This window comes from Roseibium porphyridii (assembly GCF_026191725.2).
Lineage (GTDB): Bacteria > Pseudomonadota > Alphaproteobacteria > Rhizobiales > Stappiaceae > Roseibium > Roseibium porphyridii.
Genome location: NZ_CP120863.1, coordinates 3,398,806 through 3,415,336, shown reverse-complemented (window position 1 = coordinate 3,415,336; position 16,531 = coordinate 3,398,806). Strand labels below are relative to the sequence as shown.

Annotated in this window: 15 protein-coding genes; 8 read left to right on the top strand and 7 right to left on the bottom strand. The window is 52.6% G+C overall.

The features are described from left to right. Positions 1-8 precede the first annotated feature (8 nt). From K1718_RS15885 to tenA, 5 genes are all read left to right on the top strand, one after another. Positions 9-1,328 carry a SufB/SufD family protein gene (locus K1718_RS15885; protein WP_265681606.1) on the top strand — a complete coding sequence of 440 codons (1,320 nt, stop codon included), beginning with the start codon at positions 9-11 and terminating at the stop codon, positions 1,326-1,328. 37 nt (positions 1,329-1,365) lie between these two features. Beyond that, the gene (locus K1718_RS15880; RefSeq protein WP_265681608.1) at positions 1,366-2,622 is read left to right on the top strand and encodes a cysteine desulfurase; all 1,257 of its coding nucleotides are present in this window, start codon (positions 1,366-1,368) and stop codon (positions 2,620-2,622) included. A 14-nt stretch (positions 2,623-2,636) separates the two neighbouring features. Further along, entirely contained in the window at positions 2,637-3,032 is a 396-nt protein-coding gene (locus K1718_RS15875; RefSeq protein WP_152501878.1) for an SUF system Fe-S cluster assembly protein, read from the top strand. A 104-nt stretch (positions 3,033-3,136) separates the two neighbouring features. Then, positions 3,137-3,511, top strand: a complete 375-nt coding sequence (sufA, locus tag K1718_RS15870; protein ID WP_152501877.1) for a Fe-S cluster assembly scaffold SufA — start codon at positions 3,137-3,139, stop codon at positions 3,509-3,511. A 41-nt stretch (positions 3,512-3,552) separates the two neighbouring features. Continuing rightward, positions 3,553-4,215, top strand: a complete 663-nt coding sequence (gene tenA / locus K1718_RS15865; protein WP_152501876.1) for a thiaminase II — start codon at positions 3,553-3,555, stop codon at positions 4,213-4,215. A 58-nt stretch (positions 4,216-4,273) separates the two neighbouring features. Here the strand turns inward: tenA and K1718_RS15860 are convergent, their stop codons facing one another. The 4 genes from K1718_RS15860 to parE all read right to left on the bottom strand — a co-directional run bounded on the left by K1718_RS15860 (position 4,274) and on the right by parE (position 10,088). Continuing rightward, entirely contained in the window at positions 4,274-5,332 is a 1,059-nt protein-coding gene (locus K1718_RS15860) for a GGDEF domain-containing protein (RefSeq protein ID WP_152501875.1), read from the bottom strand. Positions 5,333-5,453: 121 nt separating this feature from the next. After that, positions 5,454-6,902: a DEAD/DEAH box helicase gene (locus K1718_RS15855; protein WP_265681611.1), complete on the bottom strand. Its 1,449-nt coding sequence runs from the start codon at positions 6,900-6,902 to the stop codon at positions 5,454-5,456. A 305-nt stretch (positions 6,903-7,207) separates the two neighbouring features. Further along, a complete protein-coding gene (locus K1718_RS15850; RefSeq protein ID WP_152501873.1) occupies positions 7,208-7,939 on the bottom strand; it encodes a sulfotransferase family 2 domain-containing protein in 732 nt (243 codons plus the stop codon). Between the two features lie 100 nt (positions 7,940-8,039). After that, positions 8,040-10,088 (bottom strand): DNA topoisomerase IV subunit B, encoded by a 2,049-nt coding sequence (gene parE, locus K1718_RS15845; protein ID WP_265681614.1) that lies wholly within the window; start codon positions 10,086-10,088, stop codon positions 8,040-8,042. Positions 10,089-10,696: 608 nt separating this feature from the next. Here parE and K1718_RS15840 point away from each other — a divergent pair. After that, positions 10,697-11,536, top strand: coding sequence for a tetratricopeptide repeat protein (locus K1718_RS15840; RefSeq protein ID WP_265681616.1), 840 nt, complete (start codon positions 10,697-10,699; stop codon positions 11,534-11,536). Here the strand turns inward: K1718_RS15840 and K1718_RS15835 are convergent. From K1718_RS15835 to K1718_RS15825, 3 genes are all read right to left on the bottom strand, one after another. Continuing rightward, positions 11,530-11,721 carry a hypothetical protein gene (locus K1718_RS15835; protein WP_265681618.1) on the bottom strand — a complete coding sequence of 64 codons (192 nt, stop codon included), beginning with the start codon at positions 11,719-11,721 and terminating at the stop codon, positions 11,530-11,532. The genes K1718_RS15840 and K1718_RS15835 overlap by 7 nt on opposite strands. Positions 11,722-12,045: 324 nt before the next feature. Further along, positions 12,046-12,828, bottom strand: coding sequence for an exodeoxyribonuclease III (gene xth / locus K1718_RS15830; protein ID WP_265681620.1), 783 nt, complete (start codon positions 12,826-12,828; stop codon positions 12,046-12,048). 63 nt (positions 12,829-12,891) lie between these two features. Continuing rightward, the gene (locus K1718_RS15825; protein ID WP_152501868.1) at positions 12,892-13,233 is read right to left on the bottom strand and encodes a HesB/IscA family protein; all 342 of its coding nucleotides are present in this window, start codon (positions 13,231-13,233) and stop codon (positions 12,892-12,894) included. 156 nt (positions 13,234-13,389) lie between these two features. On the opposite strand from K1718_RS15825, the gene K1718_RS15820 reads away from it, so the two are divergent. Both K1718_RS15820 and argS read left to right on the top strand, forming a co-directional pair. Continuing rightward, positions 13,390-14,607 (top strand): deoxyguanosinetriphosphate triphosphohydrolase, encoded by a 1,218-nt coding sequence (locus K1718_RS15820; protein ID WP_265682550.1) that lies wholly within the window; start codon positions 13,390-13,392, stop codon positions 14,605-14,607. Positions 14,608-14,704: 97 nt separating this feature from the next. Continuing rightward, positions 14,705-16,474 (top strand): arginine--tRNA ligase, encoded by a 1,770-nt coding sequence (argS, locus tag K1718_RS15815; RefSeq protein ID WP_265681622.1) that lies wholly within the window; start codon positions 14,705-14,707, stop codon positions 16,472-16,474. Positions 16,475-16,531 lie beyond the last annotated feature (57 nt).

Here is a 16,531-nt window from a genome sequence, read left to right as displayed (position 1 = left end):
AGGGCGACATGAATGCAACGGCACTCATCAAACACACACAGGCTGAAAGCAACCTGTTGGACCGTTACCAGAGCTCTAAAGACAGTCTGGAAGGTTCCGTCGCAGTGTCTGCGCTCAGGGAAGCGGCGGTAGAACAGATCCGTGACAGGGGACTGCCTCATCGCCGGGTCGAGGAATATAAGTACTCGGATCTGCGCGCCTTCTTGAAATCGGCAGCACCTCTCGCGGCTGCCGCCGATGAAACAGCCGCCAAAGCAATTTTGGCGGATCAGAACAGCTACGGCGACCTCGACAGATACCAGATTGTAACGATCAATGGCGTGTTTGCTCCTCAGCTCTCTGATCTGGACGGGCTCACCGGCGAAGGAGCCGTCGTTTCTGACTTCAACACCGCGTTGAAAGGAGAAAACGGGGCGCAGTTGCTTCGTTCTCCGAAGTCCGCTGCAAATGATGGCGTTATTGCTCTCAACACAGCCTTTGTACAAGGCGGTGTTGTTATTTCGCTCGCAGCTGGTGTGGAAGTCACCAAGCCGGTAGAACTGATTCAGGTTGCAACCTCTGAAGGCGCGCAGGTTAGCCGACACAAAATAACGCTCGGCGAAGGTGCCAAGCTGCGTTTGTTGGAGACGTTCGTTGGCGAAACCGGAATGGGCGAATTGAACGCCGTTTTCGACTATGACGTCGCCGACAAAGCGTCGTTGGCGACGACCCGCCTGATTGTTGGCAAGGTTGATGCCGCAAGGCTCTTTACAACGATCGCCACGATCGCAGGCGAGGCTGAGTTCAAATCGCTCGGGTTTATGGCTGGACCAAAATTCGCGAGGAACCAGCAGTTTATCGAGTTTACCGGTGAACACTCCGAGGCGAAGATCTACGGCGTGACAATGGCGGGTGGTGAAGATCTGGGTGACCAGACGCTGATCGTTGACCACGCAGTACCAAACTGTAACAGCCGTGAATTCTTCAAGACCGTTCTTGATGGTCGTGCGCGGGGTGTTTACCAGGGCAGGATCAACGTTGCCCAACATGCCCAGAAAACCGACGGCGAGATGATGACCCAGGCCCTGCTTCTTTCTGAAGAAGCAGAAATGGCAAACAAGCCGGAGCTTGAAATTTTTGCCGATGACGTGATCTGTGCACATGGTGCGACCAGCGGACAGATTGACGAGGACCTGCTCTTTTACCTAAGAGCTCGGGGCATACCTGAAGACGAGGCACGAACCCTGCTGGTTTTGGCTTTCCTTTCAGAAGCTATCGAAGAATACGGCGAAGACGATGTGACCGAAGGGCTTGAGGAGCGGGTGCGTGACTGGCTGGCCGGCCACTGACATCGCTTAAGCTGAGTGGAATAAGGAGCAGCGGCGCATGACGGTCGCAACCGCAGAAACGATCATTGATGATGTTGGATACGACGTCGACGCCATTCGCAGGGACTTCCCGATCTTGTCACGGGAAGTCTATGGCAAGCCTCTGGTTTACCTGGACAACGGTGCATCCGCTCAAAAACCTCAGGCGGTGATAGACGCCGTGACAAAGGCGTATTCCGAAGAATACGCAAATGTCCATCGTGGCCTCCATTTCCTCTCCAATACGGCGACCGACAACTATGAGGCGGCGCGCGAAAAAGTTCGCCGATTTCTAAACGCAAAGTCGGTTGACGAAATCGTCTTCACCAAATCGACAACCGAGGCGATCAATCTCGTTTCCTATGGATTGGGACCGGATTTCTTCGGTGAAGGTGATGAGATCGTTCTCTCGATCATGGAGCATCATTCAAACATCGTTCCATGGCACTTTCACAGGGAACGTAGTGGCGCCAAGTTGAAATGGGTTTACGTGCGAGAAGACGGCAGTTTCGATCTCGACGCGTTTGCAGATACGTTAACTGACAAAACAAAACTGGTCGCAATTACACAGATGTCCAATGTCCTGGGCACTGTCGTACCGATAAAGGAGATCTGCCGGATCGCGCACGAGCGCGGTATCCAGGTGCTTGTCGATGGCAGTCAGTCCGCGGTGCATTTGCCCGTCGACGTGCAGGACCTCGATTGCGATTATTACGTCTTCACCGGACACAAGGTTTACGGCCCGTCCGGCATTGGTGTGCTTTGGGGAAAATCAGAGCGGTTAAATGCGCTCAGACCATTTAACGGAGGCGGAGAGATGATCCTCGATGTCACCGAAGACATGGTGACATACAACGATCCTCCGCATCGCTTTGAGGCAGGGACCCCACCCATTGTTCAAGCCATTGGCCTTGGCGCAGCGCTTGACTATATGGATGGGATTGGCCGCGAGAACATAGCTCGGCACGAAGCTGATCTAAGGTCTTATGCACATCAGAAACTGAAAGAAATCAACTCGTTGCGAATTTTCGGCGAAGCGCCGGACAAGGGCGCGATCGTTTCCTTTGAAATCAAGGGCGCTCATGCCCATGATGTCGCGACAATCATCGACCGTGCAGGAGTTGCGGTAAGAGCTGGCACACATTGTGCGCAACCGCTCTTGGCAAAATACGGCGTGACGTCTACATGTCGAGCAAGTTTTGGCCTCTACAATACACGCTCTGAAGTGGATGCCCTCTATGAGGCCTTGTTGAAAGCACAGAGCTTTTTCGGGTAAGGACGGACCCAAAGATGGAAAATGCGACGACAATTGACACCAATGCGGATGGTGAAGCCCTGCAGGCCGAGGTCTCCGCAAAGAGTGCTATTTCATCGGACGAACTGGATCGACTGACAACAGACATCGTTGGCGCACTGAAATCGGTCTACGACCCGGAGATTCCGTGTGACATCTATGAACTTGGCCTGATCTACAAGGTCGATATTGAAGATGACAGATCCATCAACATTGACATGACCTTGACTGCACCTGGTTGTCCGGTTGCAGGTGAAATGCCGGGCTGGGTGGAAAACGCTGTTTCAGCGGTTGCAGGCGTCGGGCCCGTCAATGTCGACATGGTCTTCGACCCTCCCTGGACACCAGAACGTATGTCCGATGAGGCAAAAGTCGCACTGAATTGGTACTGAAGCTGCACCGCGTAGTGACAAATACCACTACAGCCAGACCCTTTTTTCTTATAAGCTGAGAGCTTATATCAGGTTTTGGACCGCCGGAACTGAATGAGGAAAATATGGCCGCCGGAAATTTTCAGGTCATTTCACTGACCGATGACGCAGCTGATAGAGTGAAAAGCCTTGTCGAGAATTCGGACAAGGATGCCATCGGCTTGCGCGTAGGCATCAAGAAGGGCGGTTGCGCGGGCATGGAATACACCATGGACCTCGTGGAAGAGGCGAGCGCAGGTGACGACGTTGTGGAAGATAAAGGAGCCAAACTTTTTGTCGACCCCTCGGCAGTGCTCTTTCTGCTTGGAACGGAAATGGACTACGAAGTGACCAAATTCCGGTCTGGTTTTGTGTTCAAAAACCCGAATGAAGTTTCAGCGTGTGGCTGCGGCGAATCTGTGTCTTTGCAGGAAGCCGACCTCAGTGCCTTTGCGCGCTGAGACAACGAACCTTTGTCCGGTTTTTCAAGTAAGCGAAATCAATGAAATTGTTTGAACGGCTCAAGGCCGACGCGGCGCCGCAGTGGGCTGACTACACGCAGCATGACTTTGTCGAGCAGTTGGGTGACGGCAAACTCCCTCTGGAGTGCTTCAAGCACTACCTCGTTCAAGACTATCTGTTCCTGATTCAATTCGCGCGGGCCTATGCCTTAGGGATCTACAAGAGCCCGAGAGTTGCGGACATGCGAATGTCGCTGGAAGGTGTGAAGGCCATCCTTGATGTGGAGTTGGAACTGCACATCGAGTTGTGCGGCAAGTGGGGCATGTCCCGCGATGAAATTGAACAGGCCCCGGAAGACACACCGACAATGGCCTACACGCGATTTGTCTTGGATGCGGGTATGTCTGGAGACTTGCTCGATCTTCAGGCCGCGCTAGCTCCCTGTGTCATTGGTTACGCCGAAATAGGCAGGCAACTCAGTGCGAAGGGCTGTGACAACGATACCAACCCTTACCAGCGGTGGATTCAGGAATATTCAAGTGAAGCTTACCAGAGCCTCGCAAATGACTTTTCCAGCTGGATGGATGGCACAGCAGACGACGTCATGACAGAGCGTCGCTATCCAAGGGTACTGTCACTTTTTGAAAAAGCCTGCCGGTTGGAAAGTGATTTCTGGCAGATGGGCTTGAGAGCAAAAGTCTGAAGTTTTGTTTCACCGAACAACCAGAGCCAGAAAGGTCATGCGTGTGTCCGAGATTGGACTAGGCGACGCTTTCCTGGCTTTCTGCAGATAGGTCCAGCTCGGTCTTGACGAGATTGCGGCCGGCATTTTTGGCTGCGTAGAGAGCTTCGTCTGCGCGAGCAACGATAGAGTGCCCGCTGTCATCAGAACGGAACGTCGCAATTCCGACAGAGATGGTCACACGACCGAGGTTTTCTCCCGTGGAGCGTTTCACCAGTTCCTTGGACATCACGGCATTGCGGATCCGCTCGCCAATCTCCGATGCCTCTTCGAGACTGGAGTGGGGAAGGATGATACCGAATTCTTCTCCGCCGTAGCGACAGGCAATATCCTGGGCCTTGATATTCTGTTTGACGGACAACGCAACAAGCCGCAGGACCTGGTCTCCGGTCTGGTGACCAAAGGTGTCATTGAACTTCTTGAAGTGGTCAATATCGGTCATCAGAAGAGCAAATCCGCGTCTGCTTTCCTTTGACTGTTCGATCACTCGTTCAAGTGAGTTTTCAAAGTGCTTGCGATTGTTGAGGGTTGTCAGCTCGTCCGTGAGCGATTCGTATCTGATCGCTTCTAACGAGGACTGCAGGTTCTCAATGTGCTTCTTAGATTCCAGCAGCTGGCTTTCCAGCTTTCTGTTGGTGGCAACTGCGTTCTGGGTCGATTTCACCAGGTGAGTCACGTAGATCTGCAGCTTTTCCGCGTCTTCGATGGATTTGATCTTTTCGCCGGCCTGTTCCAGCGCACTACCATAGTCTGACGTGGCGTCTGCACTCAGTTTGAGCGTGTCGACAAGCTCTTCAACTTCTCTGGAAACTTTGGATCCAACTTCATCAAGACGATCGCCGAGCCGTGTGGGGGACAGGAAGCGGCCATATAGCGTCAGCATCTCATCTGTGCTTACGCGCCCGCTCGCTTTGATCGTGTCGTTGATAGCCCGGTTCAGGCCCTGATTGTAGCCAGCAGAATAGGTGTACCAAAGCTCATAGGACCTCGGGTAAGCTGGCAGAACGTTCTTCTTGATGTAACTGATTGCGGATTCTCCATACTGGATTGTCCGCTTATGGTCGTCGTCATCCGCCATCAAGCTTCTCTCACTACACACTCGCGAATCCGCCCCACACGGACGCAAGTTCTAGGATCAAACTCGGATGTAAGATTTAAGGAGGCGTTAAGGTTATGAGGATTCTCACACGAACTTGACGTTAGGACGCTTTTTTTGGTCTTGGTTCGCGCAGAAGGAAAGCAGGAATGTGAACACCGGCACCAAACGCAGGCTCCATTTTGTCGCTGCGAGTCTTTTTCCCGCTAGATTTGTGCGGAATGTTGGAGATTGGCAAAGTGTTCAAGGCGTCCTGTTGCTCCTCATTTCGATTGTCGTTGCCGTCACGATTCTTTTGCTGGGAACGGCGGCGTGAGTTGGCTGGTTTTGGCTGATCTGCCTCGTTGTCGTTGCTTGATGCAGCAGTCTTGGCGGACTTTCCTGCTTTCCGACGCGCTTTCCGCTCTTTTGCAACAGCTTCGAAGTCAATCGCGTCACCGGTCCAGTCGATCGACATCTTGATCAAAGCCTCAATAGCTTCCAGGTACTTCTGGTCTTCACCGGTCACGAGCGTATAGGCAGTTCCTGAGCGACCGGCACGCCCTGTGCGTCCGATCCTGTGAACGTAATCTTCCGCATTGCTGGGAACATCATAATTGAAGACATGGCTGACTTCGGGGATGTCGAGGCCGCGCGCAGCAACATCGCTGGCAACCAGGAGTTTGATGTTACCCTTTCGGAAATTGTCGAGCATCAGCATACGGGTTCGCTGATCCATATCACCATGCAATGTGCCGACATTGTATTCGTGACGCTCGAGAGAGCGGAACAGTGTCGAGACGTCTCGTTTTCTGTTGCAGAAGACGATCGCGTTCTTGAGGTCTTCAGCGCCTTCCAGAAGCTCACGAAGCGCAGCACGCTTCTCATAGTCTTTCGATGGCGACGCCTTGAGAAGCTGCGTTACGTTTTCCGCTGTCGAAGACGTCGGCGCAACTTCGATCCGCGCGGGGTTCTGAAGAAAAGTCTCAGTCAATCGTTGAATTTCGGGCGGCATGGTTGCGGAAAAGAACAGTGTTTGCCGCGTAAACGGGATCAGTTTGCAGATCCGTTCAATGTCCGGAATGAAACCCATGTCGAGCATCCGGTCGGCCTCATCGATCACCAGGATCTCTACGCCCTGCAACAGAAGCTTGCCGCGTTCGAAATGGTCCAGAAGACGACCGGGCGTCGCGATCAGGACATCGGTACCGCGATCGAGTTTCTTGTCCTGCTCCGCGAAAGATACGCCGCCAATCAGGAGCGCAACGTTGAGCTTGTGATTGGTTCCATACTTTTCGAAATTCTCTTCGACCTGAGCGGCAAGTTCTCGTGTCGGCTCGAGAATGAGCGTCCGTGGCATGCGGGCGCGAGCACGACCCTTTTCGAGCAATGTCAACATGGGCAGAGTAAAACTGGCTGTTTTACCTGTGCCCGTTTGAGCAATGCCAAGAATGTCACGCCGCTCAAGAACCTGAGGTATGGCACCCGCTTGGATTGCCGTTGGTTCTTTATAACCTGCTGCATCAACTGCAGAGAGGACCTTCTCGCTTAAACCGAGAGTATCAAATGCCATGGAGCGGTGTGCCCGAATGTTGTGATGGTTAGAAAACAGTGCCTTGGACGGACCAGGCGCCGATTGGCGCACACCCTACATTTATGCGCTCAGGTGTCAATGCGTCGTTGAGGTAATTTGCAAAGAAACTCGAGTATTTCCATTAAAGTTTTGCCATCTCAGTTAATAAAGGAAATGGACGTGGGTGCGATTTTTGCTGCTTTGATTGATGCAAATTACTCGGATTGAACCTTTCGACCGCGTTTTAGTTGCCTTCAGGTCGTCTCGTGCAAGCTGAAATCAAGGAATGAAAACAAACAGCAATGTCAGGCGTAAGCTGCTTCTTCGGCATAAAAGAGATCGTAGTCAGCATGGTAGCGCCGTTGCAGTTTCCGGCGAATTCCTTCGTCTTCAAACGAGCACAAAGTGCCGTAGGAGACGAAATCTGAAATACGATACCGAGATCTTGGTATATTGCGCATCGCAACCGTGCTTTCAGACAGGAAAGCGGCAAGCGAATGATCAAATTGCTCTACTTGCAGGACGATGTCTGCAGTCAGCGTGCCCTTGTGTGTCAATGCAGCTGATTGGCTGCGGAACAGGTTGTCAGCTTCCAGGTCCGAAATTGACGAAATATGTTCGACGAATTCCTGTGGTGACATAAGCTGATCAAAGCCACTTTCGCTGTAATAGGAAGGCAAGGCATTTTGAGACAGAATGACACGCTCATAACAGTAGGACAGACGTTGAGCGGGATCTTGAACCCAGGCGATCACTTTTGTGTCTGGGTACCGTCTCTTTAGCTCTCGAGCTGTGAGCAACTCGACATTGCCATGAAATAGAAGCTGCTCATTCCGTTCGCTGGCATGGGTATCTTGTCTGATCGACTGCAGCGAGTGTTTGTTACCCGCCAAATGATTGAGAACACCACCAAGGGCCTGAAAAGCAGGCTCGGCTACGCGCGCGTAGGCAATATTGTGCTCTGGAAATACGAGATAAACGTGATTGCGCAGCGGTCGCAGCCGTCGGTCGAAAACTGAATAAACCCGGTTTAACATTATACTTGTCCGGCAGGTGAAAACGGGTTCGATGTCAAAAGGCCAAACCTTCCAAGCAACTCCCGACTAAAAAACTGCTCTAAACTATCCGTTTTTGCCCCTAAATATCAAGGTCCTCTGCAAATTCTGCATTGTCTTGAATGAAACGGAACCTGGCTTCGGGTTTATTGCCCATTAGCCTCTCGACGGCATCATTGGTATCTCCAATTTCACTCTCATCTACGTCCACCTTGAGAAGTGAACGTTTCGAGGGATCCATCGTGGTTTCTTTCAACTGAGCCGGAAGCATTTCTCCAAGCCCTTTAAAACGGCCAATTTCGACCTTGGATCTGCCTTTGAATACAGTTTCCAGCAGTTCATCTTTATGCGCGTCGTCGCGAGCATACAGAGTTTTTCCACCTTGGCTGAGACGGTAGAGAGGCGGAACCGCAAGATAGAGATGGCCTCCGCGAATAAGTTCAGGCATTTCACGGTAAAAGAACGTAATCAAAAGTGAAGCAATGTGCGCGCCATCCACATCGGCATCTGTCATGATTACGATCTTCTCGTATCGAAGATCGGTCTCGCGATACTGAGATCTGCTGCCGCATCCAAGTGCTTGAATAAGATCCGCCAGTTGCTGATTGGCAACGAGTTTGTCGCGACCAGCGTTGGCGACGTTCAGAATTTTTCCGCGCAGCGGCAATACGGCCTGGTTGGATCTGTTGCGCGCCTGCTTTGCAGAACCACCCGCCGAGTCACCCTCGACAATAAAGAGTTCGGTGCCATCTGCCTGGTTGGCTGAACAGTCGGCAAGTTTGCCAGGAAGCCGGAGTTTTCGGACGGCGGTTTTACGCGCGACGTCTTTCTCCTGCCGGCGACGAAGCCGCTCCTCCGCGCGATCGATAACCCACTCAAGCAGTTTGTTGGCCTGATTGGGCGATGCGGTCAGCCAATGGTCAAACGCATCTCGCACGGCCGCTTCTGCTATTCGAGTTGCCTCATTGGTCGCGAGCTTGTCTTTGGTTTGGCCGACAAACTCAGGTTCGCGGATGAATACGGAGAGCATTCCGCCGGCGGAGGTGAGCACGTCGTCGCCGGTGATGATGGACGCTTTTTTGTTGTTGGTCAGCTCACCGTAGGCTTTTAATCCACGAAGCAGTGCATAGCGGAAGCCCGCCTCGTGCGTTCCGCCTTCCGGTGTCGGTACCGTATTACAATAGGAATTGACGAACCCGTCGCCGGCAAACCAGCTGACAGCCCATTCCACCGAACCATGTTTGCCAGCATTGTCTGTTCGTCCGGCGAAGACCTCATCAACGACCCTGCGTTCTTTGGTCAGCCGTTCGGCGAGAAAGTCCTTCAAACCACCTGGAAAGTGGAAAACAGCTTCTGCAGGCGTTTCATCCTTGTCGGACAAGAGGTTTGGCGCACAGTGCCAGCGGATCTCTACGCCGCCGAACAGATAGGCCTTCGACCGCGCCATCTTGAGCAAGCGCGCCGGTTGGAATTTTGCACCTTTTCCGAAAATCTGGTCGTCGGGTTTGAAGCGTACTTGTGTTCCACGGCGGTTCTGGGTGTCGCCCACCAGTTCCAGAGGACCATCCGCCTTACCACGGCGAAAGGTCTGGCGGTAAAGCTTACGGCTGCGGGCAACTTCAACGACCAGTTCTTCAGACAAGGCGTTGACGACTGAAATACCGACACCATGGAGGCCGCCGGAGGTTTCGTAGACCTTACTGTCGAATTTTCCGCCCGCGTGCAGCGTTGTCATGATGACTTCCAGCGCGGACTTGTCCTTGAATTTCGGATGAGGGTCGACGGGGATGCCACGACCATTGTCCGTAATCGTCAGATAGCCGTCGTCCGCAAGCGTTACATCGATCCATGTTGCGTGCCCGGCGACCGCTTCATCCATGGAATTGTCGATCACCTCAGCGAATAGGTGATGCAGTGCCTTTTCATCGGTCCCGCCGATATACATGCCTGGCCGACGGCGAACCGGTTCCAGACCTTCAAGAACTTCAATGTCAGCTGCAGAATAGTCATCGGAAACGGCGGTAACCGCAGGCATGGAGCGAGGTTTCTGTGGTGCGCGAGATGGCGTTTCCTGCTCCACAGGAGTAGAAACTGCGGCATTGCCGGCAAATAAATCGTCTTTCGCACTCATTCCATATCGCCTGATTGGTTTTAGATCTTCATCGTCCGGGTCTTAGCGGGCTTTACCTACACCGAATCGGTTTCCAGTTTGAAGGACAAACATAGAACGGCAAGGCGATTAGGCCAAAAGCCCCCGTTTTCAACAGCTGCGCATGGCATTTCGCACGCTGGAAACACATCATCAACCAGACTGTGCGCATTATCGTTCCACGTGAGGGATGGGGTGTAAGCTGAAATTGTGCCAATTTCGCAACAGTTGAATAGAGAGTGGCGACGGGAATGCTCGAATGAAGGCATTGCCCATGTTCGGCCATGTTTGCCATTCAACCGTTGCGTTATTATCAGTCCACAAGCCGGTTGTACTTCTTGACGGCAGTGAGGCGGATTGGGACACAAATAATCTGCAAATGGTCTTATTTGGGCGGCAAACGGCCCAACTTAGGCCGAAATGATTGGCCATTTTTGGCCATATCAAAAAACAGGGTCCGGCGAGTACTGCTCGACAGGACACAGTGAAATCAAATGCGCATGGCGCGGATAAAAAACAAGACCGTCCGTCGGAAAAATAAATTCTGTCCGGCGGATAATAGTGTGAATGGGATGCAAAAGAAGAGCTCATTGATTCAACGCCTAGGAAAAACCGGAACTGTGCTCGGTGCGTTGATGATTGCGGGCATGGCAGGTGAGGCGCTGGCGTTTGATGGACAGCCGGCCGCCCCGAGAACCATTGGTCCGCAAGATCTTTCTCCCAGCGAAGCTTTGCGCGCTGGAGCGCGTCAATACTATTCCGGTGACAAAGCTGCAGCGCTCAGCTCTCTGCAATACGCTGCGGAAAACGGTCAGCCTATGGCAGCGTGGAAACTTGGCGAAATGTACTCCAAGGGCGACGGCGTCAAAGAAGACGACCTGAAGGCGTTTGAGTACTACAGCCAGATCGTTCGCGAACATGGTGATGATCGGCCGGACGCGCCTGATGCGCCGTTTGTTTCCAGCGCGTTTGTGGCACTCGGGTCATATTATCTGACCGGAATTGACGGTGCGGTTCCACAAAGTGAAAGCCGTGCACGTCAGATTTTTACTCACGCAGCCTCCTATTTTGGTGACGCGGCCGCTCAGTACGAGCTTGGACGGATGTACCAGAACAACAACAGCCGCATGGCCGTGCGTTGGTACAATCTGGCAGCCCTCAAAGGACATGTTGGAGCTCAGGCACGCCTGGGCGAGACACTCTACGAGATCGGCAACTCCGAAAAGAAGAAGGCGCGCGGGTTGATGTGGATGACAGTCGCGCGCGCGCAGGCCTCTGGTGTCGATGCGAGCTGGATCAACGCGATGCACGAACAATATTTCGCGGTCTCTCCCGAAACCGTGCGCCAGCAAGCGCGTTCGCTAGCTGATGGATGGATCGAACAAAACCGACCGGACATCCTGGCCTCACAGCAGGTTCCGTCTCAATAAACCGGTGTTAAGAGTGCTTCCGGTTCGACAACGGTAGCGACCGCGTCGGCTGCTTGTCCGTTTCCTTCAACTTCGGTGTCATAAGCTTCGAAAGCGGGCAGGGCGTGCTGCTGAAGTTCCATGACGTATTGTTGAGAACCATCTGACAGGTGGCCAGTCGCATGCCATCCGGGCTTTTCAGGCATATGGATTCGCCGACGCCATAGTCTTCACCCTTGTACCTGCAGGTACAGGAAATGGACTGTGAGTATGAGGGTGCGCTCCACATGAATAGAAAAACAACAAAGAACGCGATGAGAGATTTCAAACGCGCTTGCCCGGCCAATTTGCTCATTGCCGGTAAGAATGGCCCACACTTTTGAAATGCGGACGGATATGTGTTGTCCGTTACCCCATGGCCTCAAAGAGTAGCACGGCGTAAGAACACTGCAAGTCCCTACGTAAGGTGCCGTGTTTTCGGCGCGTTCAGGTCGCCGATACACGAAATCTGAATGGTGGAAAAAAGAGAATCACGCTGCAAGATCTACCCAGACCGGGACATGGTCTGAGGGCTTTTCCCAACCTCGAACGTGTTTGTCGATACCACAGCCGGTCATTCGATCGGTCGCTTGTGCTGACATCAGAATATGGTCGATGCGGATGCCATTGTTCTTTTGCCAAGCTCCTGCCTGATAGTCCCAGAACGTGTAGGTCTCAGGAGCTTCCGTACAGGAACGGACTGCTTCCGTAAGACCTAGGTTCAAAAGTGTTCTGAAGCGCTGACGGCTTTCTGGCTGGTAAAGAGCGTCTCCAACCCATCCTTCCGGGTTTTTTGCGTCGATGGGGTCTGGAATGACGTTGTAGTCGCCAAGCAGCAAAAACGGGACTTCGTCCTTTAGCCGCTCTTTGGCGTGTGCAATAAGCCTGTCCATCCAATCTATTTTATAGGGAAACTTTTCCGTACCCAAAGGATTGCCGTTGGGAAGATAAAGACAGCCGAAGCGAAGAGCGCCGCCTTCCGTCGATACACTTGCCTCGATGTAACGTGCTTGTTCATCAGAATCGTTGCCCGGCAGTCCCCGCTGCACGTCTTCCAGCGGCGATTTGGAAAGCAAGGCGACACCGTTGAAACCTTTTTGCCCGTGGGTTTCTACATTGTACCCAAGGTCTTCAAACGGTTGGCGCGGAAAATTCTCGTCGACCGATTTGATTTCCTGAAAACAGGCAATATCCGGACTCGTTTCTTTCAGCCAATCTTGGACCGTATCAATGCGCGCCTTTACCCCATTGATATTCCAGGTCGCAATTTTCATGGCTGTGTCGCCTCCAATTCGAATAGGTCGGGGCAACAGCCCGGATAGAGTGGCTTGCAGCTTCTAGATAGTAAAGCTGGTGCCGCAGCCGCAGCCGGCCACTGCATTCGGGTTGTTTATCTGAAAGGACTGACCAATCAGATCGTCGACAAAATCAATCTCCGAGCCACTCATATACTGCAAGGAAATCGCATCGATCAAAACCGTCGCGCCCGGGTTCTCAATAACGAAATCATCGTCTTCGCTGTCGCCGACGACGTCGTATTTGTATTGCAGGCCCGAACAGCCGCCGCCTTCCACACTGACCCTGAGCATGCTGCCCGCAGGTTCATTTGATAAAATGGACGCAATTCGCTTGGCTGCGCGCGCGCTGACTGTTACTCGATTTTCAAGTGTTTCGGTCATGTGTTGCCGACTCGCTGGGTTCTTGAAGAGTTCAAGAGCATTAAAGCTGATGTATCGAGATAAGTATGTTTTGAAGTTGCCCGCGTCAATGGAGTGAGTATCTCGCAGCTTCGGCGGATGATACGGGACAACGCAGTGAGCGAAGGTTGGCCACAAATGAATGGGGACATCGGATTTGGAGCGCAATCGCGAGCGGTTTACGCGGAAAACCCGTTTCGCAGTCGCGGTCGTCTGTTTCCCGAATCCGAAAGCCCGACCAGAACGCCCTTTCAACGTGACCGGGACCGGATCATTCATTCCTCGGCCTTCCGCCGTCTGAAGCACAAAACGCAAGTCTTCGTGTATCATGAAGGCGATCATTTCCGCACGAGACTGACGCACACAATCGAAGTGTCACAAATCGCGCGATCACTGGCCCGCGCCCTGCGTCTGGACGAAGACCTGGCAGAGTGTCTGGCCTTGTCGCATGACCTTGGGCACACTCCATTCGGGCATGAAGGTGAAGATGTCATGCATGAATGCATGGCGCCATTTGATGGTTTTGACCACAATGCACAGTCCTTGCGCGTCGTGACAAACCTGGAACAGCGATATGCGGACTTTGATGGACTAAATCTCGCCTGGGAAACTCTCGAAGGTCTCGTCAAACACAACGGACCGTTGCTAGATCAGAACGGGAAACCGGTCGGGAAGTTTAAAGACACAGTATTGCCCTTTGCGATCAGGGACTATGCGGAAAAACAAGACCTTCTGCTCGATACCTGGCCCGGTGGAGAGGCGCAAGCGGCGGCAATAGCAGACGATATTGCCTACGACGCACACGACCTGGATGACGGTCTGAGGGCGGGGCTCTTCGCAATCGAAGATATGCGCGACGTTCCGTTCCTGGCGAATATTCTTATCGAAGTTGACGTTAAATATCCGGGTTTGGAAGAAAGCCGGCGCATTCATGAAATCGTTCGTCGTTCGATAACGAGAATGGTGGAAGACGTTATTCGGGAAGCCATACGCAATCTGTCGGAGCTGGATCCCCAAAACGCACAGGACATCCGCATGGCTGGCAAATGCTTGGTTGGGTTTTCACCCGACATGACCAAGGCGGAACGCGAAGTGAAAGACTTCCTGTTTGCGCGTGTTTATCGGCACGAGGACGTTCTTGCTGTTCGAAAACTCGTGGCACGTATCGTCCGGGACCTGTTTGGCAAATTCCATTCAGACCCAGGGCTGATGCCTGAACCCTGGAACTTGGGTATGAGCGATCTGAGCGATGCGGAAATTGCACGGCGAATTTGCGACTACATCGCTGGAATGACTGATCGATATGCAATTGAAGAACATCGCAGATTGTTTGACGATACTCCCGATTTGGGGTAGGCGCTGAGGCAATCCAATAGCCAGCGACGCCGAACGTGGAATTCTCTGCAGTGCGACAGTGCTTGGAAACCAAAAATCGAAACCAGATCGGTGCTCTATGAACATCTTCGCTGACTTTACGCAGCGCGTTAAAAAAATCATTCAAACAATTGACCTTAAAGACGCAAACGGCAATGAATCGAATCTGTCTCGAGTCGTTGTAGAAGCGCCACGCGATCGTGCTCACGGTGATCTGGCAACCAATGCAGCAATGGTTCTTGCAAAACCACTTGGATTGAAGCCCAGAGATCTTGCAGAACAGCTTGTTGAAAAACTGAGTGCTGATCAGGACATTGTCGAGGCCACAATTGCAGGGCCAGGTTTTATCAATTTGCGCGTGGCACCGGTTGTCTGGCAGCGAGTTCTCGGCAGCGTTCTGGAACTTGGCAAGAGTTACGGAAGTATCCATCTCGCCGAACCTCGAAAAGTGAACGTTGAGTATGTGTCAGCCAATCCCACTGGCCCGATGCATGTCGGTCACATTCGCGGTGCGGTTCTCGGCGACGCTCTTGCCAACCTTCTGGCTTTCGGCGGGTGCGATATCGTCAAGGAATACTACATCAATGATGCCGGTTCGCAGATTGATACGCTCGCCCGCAGCGCATATTTGCGGTATCGAGAAGCGCTCGGCGAGGATATTGGCGATATTCCAGCTGGACTATATCCTGGCGACTACCTGAAACCGATCGGAGCCCAGCTCAAGGATGAATTCGGCGAGAATTTGAAAGCCATGAATGAAAGCGAGTGGCTTCCACTCGTGAAAGAGCGTGCAATGGCTGCAATGCTCGAACTTATCAGGTCCGACTTGGCTGCGCTTGGTGTCGAACACGAGATTTTCTTCTCTGAAAAAACATTGCATGAGCGGGAAGGGACCAACGCTTCCAAAATCGACTTCATGCTCGAGACATTGCGCGAGAAGGGGCTTGTTTACGAAGGAACGCTGCCACCTCCGAAAGGGCAGGTGCCGGACGATTGGGAAGACCGGGAACAAACTTTGTTCCGCGCAAGTGACTTTGGCGACGACACAGACCGCGCTTTGAAGAAGTCCGACGGCTCTTACACCTATTTTGCCGCAGACGTTGCTTACTTTCAGGACAAGTTCTTGAGAGGGTTCCAAGAGGCAATCTACGTACTGGGCGCTGATCATGGCGGCTATGCCAAGCGGCTTCAGGCGGTTGGAAAGGCTGTGTCAGACGGCAAAACGGATGTGGTCGTAAGGTTCTGCCAACTTGTAAAGCTCATGCGCGATGGTGAGCCGGTCAAGATGTCAAAACGCTCCGGCGAGTTCATTACCCTTCGAGAAGTGGTCGACGAAGTGGGCCCGGACCCAATTCGGTTCATGATGCTGTTCCGCAAAAACGATGCGCCGCTTGATTTTGATTTCAAGAAGGTCACGGAACAATCGAAAGACAATCCGGTCTTCTATGTTCAATACGGACATGCTCGTTGCTGCTCGGTGCTGCGGCAGGCGGCTGATGATCTCAAGGATCTGGATATTGGGGACAGTTCTCTTTCAACCGCCGACTATACGCAACTTGATGATGTCGGTGAGCTGGAATTGATCGCAAAAATGGCAGAGTGGCCAAAAGTGATAGAAGCGGCAGCCGAAACGCATGAACCTCACAGAATCGCTTTTTACCTGCATGAGTTGGCGAGTTCATTGCATGGTCACTGGAATAGAGGCAAGGAAATGCCGCATTTACGCTTTATTGACACTAGTAACGCCAAATTAACCCTAGCACGTCTTGCATTGGTTCGTGCAATATCTTTGGTGCTTGCTTCAGGCTTGTCGATTCTCGGCGTAAATGCCCCTGAAGAAATGCGCTAGATTCTTTCTTGGCCGCTTGACACATAGTGTTGGCTTAACTGCGGCAGAACTGGACCG